The sequence below is a fragment of the Geobacillus sp. DSP4a genome (genome assembly GCF_013096875.1).
In the GTDB taxonomy this organism is placed as follows: Bacteria; Bacillota; Bacilli; order Bacillales; family Anoxybacillaceae; genus Geobacillus; species Geobacillus thermophilus.
In genome coordinates this window covers 1-255 of the sequence record NZ_SDLD01000283.1, presented here as the reverse complement: position 1 = coordinate 255, position 255 = coordinate 1, and the positions used below count along the sequence as shown (strand labels likewise).

The following is a 255-nucleotide window of genomic DNA, read 5'->3' as shown; positions in this document are numbered from 1 at the left end:
TGCATACGTGTCAAGGATGTGGAGCTTCTTTGCGTGAAGTCAAACCGTTCAAAGTCGATATCCGTCAAGTGTTTGATGTCCCTCCTGTGGCGATCGAGGTGACACAACATGAACGTGAAGTGAAATCATGTCCGCATTGTCGATGCGTGCAACAAGCCGAATTCCCATCCCATGTCACGAATCATGTGCAATACGGTCCACGGCTCACGGCGCTCGTTGTTTATTTACATCATATCCAATTGATCCCGTACAAGC

General features: G+C 48.2%; 1 protein-coding gene. It reads left to right on the top strand.

All coding sequences use genetic code 11. The annotated features are described in order from the left end of the window. On the top strand, positions 1–255 hold a 255-nt coding region (locus ETC02_RS17360), incomplete at both ends, for an IS66 family transposase zinc-finger binding domain-containing protein (protein WP_171698514.1).